This window comes from Halorubrum miltondacostae (assembly GCF_041379815.1).
GTDB lineage: Archaea > Halobacteriota > Halobacteria > Halobacteriales > Haloferacaceae > Halorubrum > Halorubrum miltondacostae.
The window spans coordinates 190,019-198,807 of sequence record NZ_JBEDNY010000007.1; the positions used below are offsets into that span (position 1 = coordinate 190,019).

Here is an 8,789-nt window from a genome sequence, read left to right on the forward strand (position 1 = left end):
GCGCCTCACACCACCACATATGACCGAGTCAGAAAACGCGAAATACCCCTCGGAGATACGCGGCGCGCTCGAAGACGAAGAAAACAACGGGGAAACGTCAGCCACAGAGATGCTCCAACAGGCACGGAAGTGGGATTTAAGAGAGATGCTCACTGATACAACCGACACCGACACCGACATCAAGGACACGGACACGTTCCACACCGTCCTCGACGCCGCCGACGACCGCAACGACATCCAGGAATTCCGTCGAGCACACGGCGACGACAAACTTGCGGAAGCACTCGCCGTGACGATCGACTACCTCAATGGGGAGTTAACGCGGAGAATGGCTGCGACAGAACTTGGGGTGAGCAATTACGCGGGAATCGCGATTACGAATGAGATCGAGGAGGTCGTGCGCGAAAGATATGGTGATGATCCGTGGCTCGATCAGCAGCTCCGTGACGGCGTTGAATAACCTCATATGGTGTTGGCAGTGACTTCCAACACGCCCCGAAACATTCACTGAAAGTAGGGAGATCAGAAAACCCGATAACACCGCACAGACGACTCGATACGGCGACTTACAGTTGTACTATGGTGTACCCGAACCCCATTCGTTTTCAGTGTCGTTCTCCACCGAATCCCCCTTCTCGCCGATTGCGTCTTCCACCAATTCCTTTCGATACTGGAGCAGTGACGCTTCCCGCTCGGTGGCGCCGGGGATCTCAGCCTCAATGTCGCGGCGCAGCTGCTCAAGTTCCTCGTGGGTATGTTCTTCGGCGAGCCTTCGGACTTCTTCGCGGCGGCTCCACTCCCCGTCAGTCATGACGTGTGTATGCGTGCACGCTCGATGAACACCCTGGCCAGTAACTCGGAACAAGCGACGTAGCGTGTATCTTGGTGTCTCCCAAGAGGGCGCTTCCGACGGTTTCGCATAACAGCGATACGGTGATTTCAGCCCAGTATATTTAGGAAATTCAATTCCCGTCCTCATTATTCCCATCCACCATCCGACTTCATCATCTCTCTATTCCTCTTTTCCGCCGAGTTTACCTGGCGCCGCCCTTGTTTAGACGCCCCCGATAACGTGTGCTGGTATCTGTACCAGCTGAACAAGATTTGTCTGTGAGAGCCTCTCTGTTCGATCTCGTTTTCCGGATAATGACCGGTTCATCCGATCCACATCGCGTCTAAACAAGGCTAACGCTCTGTATTCAGCATAGCCCGCTAAATCATCAGTCAATGAGGGTTTCAACAAAGCTCTGAATATGCAATTCCAACGGGAGCGACTGATTTTTTGATGTTTTTAACCCTCCTCAATTGCGCCACTATAATGAGTGGAGTGCTACCGGCATCTGTACATGACAAGCCAGTAGATGAGATGATACTGACTGGGCTTGGCGTGTTCCTCATTGCGGTGCATATGTTACTCCCCGAGTCACTTCGAACGGTGTTCATGTTCACGTATGGGGAACCGTCCATCCGTGTTCGGTTAAGCGGGGAAACCGACAGACAGCGCTCTGTTGACGAAGTTATCGTTGTAGACCGCGTGGGGAGAGAATGTGCTAAACCAACTCTCCCCGGATCTCATACGACGGCGGTTGACTTCCTTGTTTCCTGCCGAGCTTATCGAAGACATCGCGCGCGAGCGCGATGTCGTCCAGCGTGACCGGAAGATCGACATCACGATGCTCGTCTGGACGCTGATCATGGGCTTCGCCGTCGACGGCGAAGCCCGTACCATCGCCGGATTTCAGCGTGCATACTCCGCAGCAACCAACCAGACCGTTGCCCGCTCAAGCTTCTACGATCGATTCACGCCAGCCCTCGCAGCACTGTTGAGCGACCTCCTCGAGCACGCGCTCGAGGAGGTCGCGGTTCCTCACACGATCGCGCCGCAGTTCGAGTTGTTCCGAGAGGTGCTGATCGCCGATGCAACCGTGTTCAGGTTGCATCGGCTTCTCGATGCGTTCCCCGCGACTCACGCGAATCAATCCGGCGCGAAACTCCACCTCGTGCAGAACGCGACCAAGCAGACGATCGAGCAGTTCCAGCTCACCGATGAACGCACCCACGAGAGCAGCCAACTCCGCACCGGGAGTTGGCTGCGAGGCCGGCTGTTACTCTTCGATCTGGGCTTCTACAGTTTCCGCCGGTTCGCGTTGATCGAAGAGAACGGCGGGTTCTTCCTGACTCGGCTGAAGTCGAACGCAAATCCGTTGATCGTCGGAGAGCGGCGGAAATGGCGCGGGCGCGCCATTTCCTTGCCGAAGCGTCGTCTTCGGGACGTTCTAGGAGATCTTAGTCGGGAGCTCATCGACGTAACCGTGGAGATCGAGTTCAAACGGCGGGCATACGCTGGGAAGCAGTCAACCGATTCGATGGAGTTTCGCGTCGTCGGTGTCCGCAACGAGGACACCGACGACTACCACCTGTACGTGACGAATCTGCCCGATGAGTTCACTCCGAGGCAGGTCGGGGCGCTGTACGGGTTGCGGTGGGAAGTGGAGTTGCTGTTCCGGGAACTGAAGTCGCTGTATGGGCTGGGGAAATTCCAGACGAGTGATCCAGCGATCGTCGAGCTGTTAGTGGTGGCGGCTCTGCTGACGCTGACGGTCAGCAGAGCCTTACTCGGGGTGTTTCAGGAGCTGTTCCCGGAAATCGTGTTTCCCCGAGAACGCTGGGCGAAGACCTTCCGGTCTCTCGCCCAGCTCATTCTCGAAGATCTGGCCCAGTCGTTCGGCCATCCACCGCCGAACCTGTCGGAACTGATGTTTCGTGACGCCAGCCAACCAGAGAAATCGCGGCTCTTACTCAGTGAACGAGTGGCTGAAGCCTTCATGAGGCCGTCCAATGCTTAACCGAACACCAATGGCTGCTCTCCATAAGAATGTGAAACAAGATCTGGGACCCGAGAGACCGGCTCTATTCAGTGTATCAAGCTGGTCACATAGACAGGCGATTCGGGGTAAGCGCACAACCACTAAGCACGGAACGACCTCGGTCCGATATACAATGGGCAAAGAAATCAACTGGTTCGACAGTATCGAACCGGAACGAACAGACGACTGGAACTCCCTCTACACAGTCGACACGAACGAAACTACCATCCGATTCTGGAGCCGCAACGAGAAGGGCACCGTGATCACGCGAGACGAATATACGAACACCGACGGATTTGGCGACCCGGAACTGGAGTCCTACGATGTTCTCAGTGTGGGAGGACGCATTGCGATCAACGGCTTTGGACCCCTTGAGTCTGAAAACGAAATCGAGGAAAAGGCACTCGCGAAACTCGAAAGCGGATTTGGGGAGATTAAGCACCGTGGCGGAACGAATTTCGAGATGATTTTGAGCCACACCGGAATCACTGAGGAAGACTGGGACGAGATCGCGCGCGAAGCCAGGTTCCCCAACAACTGGAATCGACGTGAACCGATCGACGGCGACGAACTCGGTGTCGTTGAAGTTACGTTCCAGTCAGTTCCGCGCGATTACTGATCTTTTTTTTTGCGATTGCGTCTGCCACCAATTCGCGTCTGTACCTCAGTAGCGACTTCTACCGTTCGGTGGCGTCTGGGATCTCGTCGGTGATGTCGCGGCGTAGCTGCTCAAGTTCCTCGTGGGTATGTTCTTCGGCGAGCCTTCGGACTTCTTCGCGGCGGCTCCACTCCTCGTCGGTCATGGCGTGTGTATGCGTGTACGCCGGATAACACCCTGCGCCAGTGACTCGGAACAGGCGACGTCGACGTAGCGCGTGTCTTAGTGTCTCCCAAGAGGGCGCTCTCTACGGTCGCGTATAACAGTGATACAGTAATATCAGCCCAGCATCTTTAGGATATTCAGTTCCCGTCCTCATTATCCCCACCCACTATCCGAATTCATCATCCGCATCGCTCATCTCTACACATTATCTGGGTTCATCATCCGCATCGCTCATCTCTACACATTATCCGAATTCATCATTCGACTTCATTACCTCCTAATTCCACCTATTCTTCCTTCTTCACCGAGTCCACCTGTTGCGCCTACTCCATTTATTGCGACTATTTTGACAATCACGCCGATTCCAGTGACTCTCCACCAAGAGCAGCTCGCAGGACACAAATCACTGGACACCACCCGGTCATACGTCAGTGACGACTGGGACGCCACCCTCCAACACGCCGACCAGTTCCACAACTAACCTCAGGGTCACTGAACCGCCTGATTTACTCCGCAGGCACCGACTCTGAGTCATCCGGAAGTCGCGACTCCCAGTCGGTACTATCCGGCCACAGACGCTGATCCAACGTCCCGTCAAACTCAGTGTACTCACGCATATCCACGCGCAGCACACCCGGTGTCCAAGACGGTGTTTGCTTAGTCTCCTCTATCATTACCCACTTGTCACTCCCACCATTCACTGCCGACTCATACTCATACACCGCACACGCAACCTCTTCTCGGAACGACTCAGAATCCTCATCCACGCCACCGTGCAAGCAGATCCTGTCCAGAGTACCAGCACTACACATCGAATACTGTTTGATTGACTGCTCTAACGCCGCTTTATTCAGGGAGTCACCCTTTTGGTACCGATCAGGCACCACATCCAGAGACATCTCGGATACCGCATCATAGGCTTCATCGCGATCCTCAATCTCATCCAGATCCAGTCGCTCAACAATCTCAACCACCGACATTGAGTACTTAGCCTTCTGTATGGCACGATCAACAGTACTCTTCTCGGGCAGATCCCACATCCGAGACTGGAACTCATCAACAGGCAGCGCAGTTTCATCGCCCGTCTCATCAGTCACCGCATCCGGCATCGCCTCAAAGTACGCAACCATGTCCTCAAGGAAGGCTTCGACGCCGTCCCGCCAAATCGGAGAGTCATCCATCTCAGCCACCTCCAACACACGCATCGCCCGCCGCGCCCACATCTCATCCTCCTCCATCGCAGCTGCCGCCTCGCGCTCCACAGCCACCTCTAACGCTTCACTGTGCCGCTCCTCAGCCCCAGCCACAGCCTCATCAATCCCGGCCATGACCTCGCTGACATCCGTATCATACGTCGTGTTCTCCTCTACGAGATGCCGCGCAGTTTCCGCAAGACCCTCAATCCGCTCCAGTAATTCCTCGTTCTCCGCCACCGTCATCTCCGCATCGAATCCAGTGTTCAGCTCCTGTATCTCCGCAGTCACTGCCTCGCCCGCAGTCACTGCCGCGTCCGACACCGCAGTATCAATCCCGGCCATGACCTCGCTGACATCCACGTCAGCCATGTCATCCACATACGAATCAACCATCGTCTTCGCATCCTCCCCATCATCTACAACCCGGGTCAAAGACTCCTCAATGCCCTCGACATCATCTGCGTCACCGACATCCGACACCATCACCTGCAACTCATCAGCCGCTGCCTCGCCCGCAGCCACCCCCGCCTCAGACACCACCGAATCGATCTCAGAGAGGATGGTGCTAACATCCGTGTCGTCCAGCGTGTTTTCATCCAGATCACCCCGAACATCATCCGCCGCGTCCGAGATCCGATTCATAACCTCACGGATTTCGCTCAACCCATCCACATCATCAAACTCGCTGAACATCCGCCGCATGTCATCCACGCGCAGCCTCGCAGACTCCACGGTCGACTGCGACACCTCCTGCTTCCGGTTACGCACTAACGGCGGTAGGTGTGTCCCGAGACCATTAGTGACCTTCTCGAATTCTCCGTCCGCCATCCGATGCATCGCGTTGTGGTCATCGAGTGTGAGTGCATGGTCGATAAGAGTCGATTTCGCGGACTCAATACTGGTGATCGATGAGGATGTCTCAATCGTGTCCAGTGCCGAGTCAGCCTTCGCCGCTACACTGATCAGCACATCATCGAGCGTGTGTCCGTCAGTGATGTACTTCGAGTCGTTCAGCGGATTCTCTATCGCAGCCTCCTCAATCTCACTGACAAACCCGTTGGATTCCATGTAATTCTTGGTCCATCCGAGGTCGTCAGCAACCACGTCCACCATCTGGCTGGCTGTCACTGTGCTTTTGTCATTATACCGCAGCACACCCAAAGTGAGTGCGACCGCGTGCGACATCCCTTGCGGGCGATGATCCTCATGGACGTGATCCGGATTCAGCGATGGGACGAAATTCCGGTCCGGATTCTGGTAGTCTGACCAGAGTTTCAAAATGTCACGGGACAATACGTCATCTCGGTCATCAGGTGTCACTGCATCCGGCAGTACATCCGCGTCCGACTCGTAGTCGTCCAAGATAACAGCCATCTCATCGGTTACTCGCTCGTCTGTTACACTGTACTCCTGATACTCATCAGAGGTGGACGCGGAACCGCCGTGATTGTGAGACTGGGTACCGGCATTTTGGATCGCAACCAGCAGGTCGTGGTTAGTCACACCGGATTCCCCCGACGTTTCTGGGTCGGATACGTCGACCTCGGTGATCAGCTTGCCGTGAGCCACAGACGCTTCCATACAGTTACGGAGCGCCTCAGAACGCGACGAGTCGATTGTCGCGTCAAAGTTATTGACCAGTTCTTCATCAGCCACAAATCTGACTTGCATATTCGTGTTTATTTCACACTCACTTATATACCTTTCATGGGATGATACCAAAATTGTACCAAACTCAGAAAGATCAAACAGAAACCAAGAGCAAACTGATCAACCACCTCACACAACTGACCCCACCACCACCCAGTGACTCGCCCCAGACACACAGCATTGTACAACACCAATACACCGTCTGAAAGAAGGTTCACGCCCCCTACCTCGATTGAGTCGCTCCTGAAACCCAGAATTGTACAACCCCGCCTTTGTTTGTTGAGTCGTGTGAGAGTAGGCGAGACTGACGCCCCCACCCCACCACACTCTCACTGAACCATCTCGAAACATAACCTCACGCGCACCCACCCAGTTCTCGCGCGCACCCCTACACCCCCAACTCCGTCGTCAATCCCACAGGCAGAATCGTGAGATCACGACAGGAAGTCGCTCCCCGACTCCAGTGACTCGCCCCAGACACACAGCATTGTACAACCCCGAGACACTGAATGAGTGGACGCTCACGTCCGCTACCCCGATCTGGTCGCTCCCGAAACCCAGAATTGTACAACCCCACCTTTGTTTGTTGAGTCGTGTGAGAGTAGGCGGGAGTGACGCTCCCCCACAACTATACTCCCTTTGTAATAAGAATAAATAATACTTATTACAAAAGGACTTATATATCTATGTGCCTTACCATTCCGTAAGCCAACTTTTCTGAAAAGTAGGTGGACGGCACGGCCCGTCCACCGACGCCGACCGCGTCACCACCGCCCAGCCTCACAGCCGTCAACAAACAAAGGTGGGGTTGTACAAATCGCCACCGCCAAAAAGCGAAACACGAGAAAGAGGGTGTTTAACCCGACACAACACGGAAAACGGTGTTGTACAATTGGGGGTACCACCGCGCCACCACCACTGACGAGACCACCGACCCGACCACCCGAGAAAATCCTTCCTCCTGAACCACAAAACAAGGGTTTGGAGGGCGTGAAACCCGTGAAAACACGGGAACAACCGGGTTATGGGAGGTGTGTCTGGGCGAGTCACTGGCGCGTCATCCGCTCACAGTGCGCGCGAGAACGGTTGGATGTCGCGCGAGAATAGTGGCTGTCGGGGCGCGTCACTGATCTCACGATCACTGTTGTGTAGAAATGTGGTGTTCTGTGGTGTATATGGGTTTGTAACCCGTGTTCTGTTCAGTTACTCTCGAATTTCCATGTAAGTCTTATACCACGTGATCCGGTAACAGTAGACATGGTAAGTGAATCTGAATTTTACCAACTACCGGATGATTGTATCGTGTATCCCGGGTCACTTGACCCGCGAGAGGGAGTGTATGATCAGTGGTTCTGTGTAATGCGAGAGACTGGGGACTTCGAGATCCGAACGGGGAAAAGTACGCCCCGGCTCAAGCCGAATCCTCTGGATGATCATATCCGTCCGGATGACATCTCTGCCCACGTGCGGCAGGAGGTGATTTATCATTCGGATCCGGTGGACTTCGCAGCGGTGGCTGATGACTGTCACCTCTCGGAGGACTCGTGTGTGCCACGTGTCTGGGGTGGGCTGCCCGTCGAGATAGCGGAGCTGCATTTTGAGACTCCGCACGCGGCTGCGTCGGTGTCCACGCGATTGACTGAGTCGATGCGGGAGGATCTGGGTCGGGGTCGTGCGGCACCGCATTTTGATGATATGGAGATTATGCAGTCGTATCTCCCTGAGTAGGTCTTGGTGGAGCTGTTTCTTGGTGGTTATGAGGTGTTGCCGGTGAGCTTGATTAGAATGCTGTGAGTGGTGTCTGCGGTGCGGTGTGGGGCGATGCGAGTCACTGGCCGTCCACACGTGTACGTGCCCGTGTTCATATCACAGAGTGTTCAGTGACTCTTGCTCCCGCGCCGCCGTCAACGCTGATCCATTTCGAGTCACTGCAAGCAGCTGGGAACACGAGTCACTGCGTGGTCGCGATCGGTGTGTCCAGGTACCGGGCACACGCTGGTGGTAGGGTCGTGAGTTCCACTGGTCGTGGGTGCTCGGACGCTCCCTGCGGTCGCTTCCGCCATCATACAGCAATAAAGTACGACTCCAGCGATTGCTGGGTCATCCTGTTTGTGACTGGAACGATCCCGGATACCTAATTCGCATCGATCATCCGGATACCTAATTCGCATCGATCATCCGGATACCTAATTCGCATCGATCATCCGGATACCTAATTCGCATCGATCATCCGGATACCTAATTCGCATCGAT

At 54.9% G+C, this 8,789-nt stretch carries 7 protein-coding genes; 4 read left to right on the forward strand and 3 right to left on the reverse strand.

Going from position 1 to position 8,789, the window contains the following annotated elements:
• Nucleotides 1-19 precede the first annotated feature (19 nt).
• Nucleotides 20-460 carry a DUF7437 domain-containing protein gene (locus ABNG04_RS16390; protein ID WP_371163438.1) on the forward strand — a complete coding sequence of 147 codons (441 nt, stop codon included), beginning with the start codon at nucleotides 20-22 and terminating at the stop codon, nucleotides 458-460.
• 117 nt (nucleotides 461-577) lie between these two features.
• On the opposite strand, the gene ABNG04_RS16395 is transcribed toward ABNG04_RS16390, so the two are convergent.
• A complete protein-coding gene (locus ABNG04_RS16395; RefSeq protein ID WP_371163439.1) occupies nucleotides 578-811 on the reverse strand; it encodes a hypothetical protein in 234 nt (77 codons plus the stop codon).
• A gap of 736 nt (nucleotides 812-1,547) precedes the next feature.
• Here ABNG04_RS16395 and ABNG04_RS16400 point away from each other — a divergent pair.
• Nucleotides 1,548-2,846 carry an IS4 family transposase gene (locus tag ABNG04_RS16400; RefSeq protein ID WP_371163440.1) on the forward strand — a complete coding sequence of 433 codons (1,299 nt, stop codon included), beginning with the start codon at nucleotides 1,548-1,550 and terminating at the stop codon, nucleotides 2,844-2,846.
• Between the two features lie 154 nt (nucleotides 2,847-3,000).
• Nucleotides 3,001-3,486, forward strand: coding sequence for a hypothetical protein (locus tag ABNG04_RS16405; RefSeq protein WP_371163441.1), 486 nt, complete (start codon nucleotides 3,001-3,003; stop codon nucleotides 3,484-3,486).
• Between the two features lie 58 nt (nucleotides 3,487-3,544).
• On the opposite strand, the gene ABNG04_RS16410 is transcribed toward ABNG04_RS16405, so the two are convergent.
• Together ABNG04_RS16410 and ABNG04_RS16415 are read right to left on the reverse strand one after the other, a co-directional pair.
• On the reverse strand, nucleotides 3,545-3,670 hold the full coding sequence (locus ABNG04_RS16410; RefSeq protein ID WP_371163442.1) for a hypothetical protein: 126 nt from the start codon (nucleotides 3,668-3,670) through the stop codon (nucleotides 3,545-3,547).
• Between the two features lie 526 nt (nucleotides 3,671-4,196).
• Nucleotides 4,197-6,557, reverse strand: a complete 2,361-nt coding sequence (locus tag ABNG04_RS16415; RefSeq protein WP_371163443.1) for a chemotaxis protein CheA — start codon at nucleotides 6,555-6,557, stop codon at nucleotides 4,197-4,199.
• Between the two features lie 1,236 nt (nucleotides 6,558-7,793).
• Here ABNG04_RS16415 and ABNG04_RS16420 point away from each other — a divergent pair.
• The gene (locus ABNG04_RS16420) at nucleotides 7,794-8,264 is read left to right on the forward strand and encodes a hypothetical protein (protein ID WP_371163444.1); all 471 of its coding nucleotides are present in this window, start codon (nucleotides 7,794-7,796) and stop codon (nucleotides 8,262-8,264) included.
• Nucleotides 8,265-8,789 lie beyond the last annotated feature (525 nt).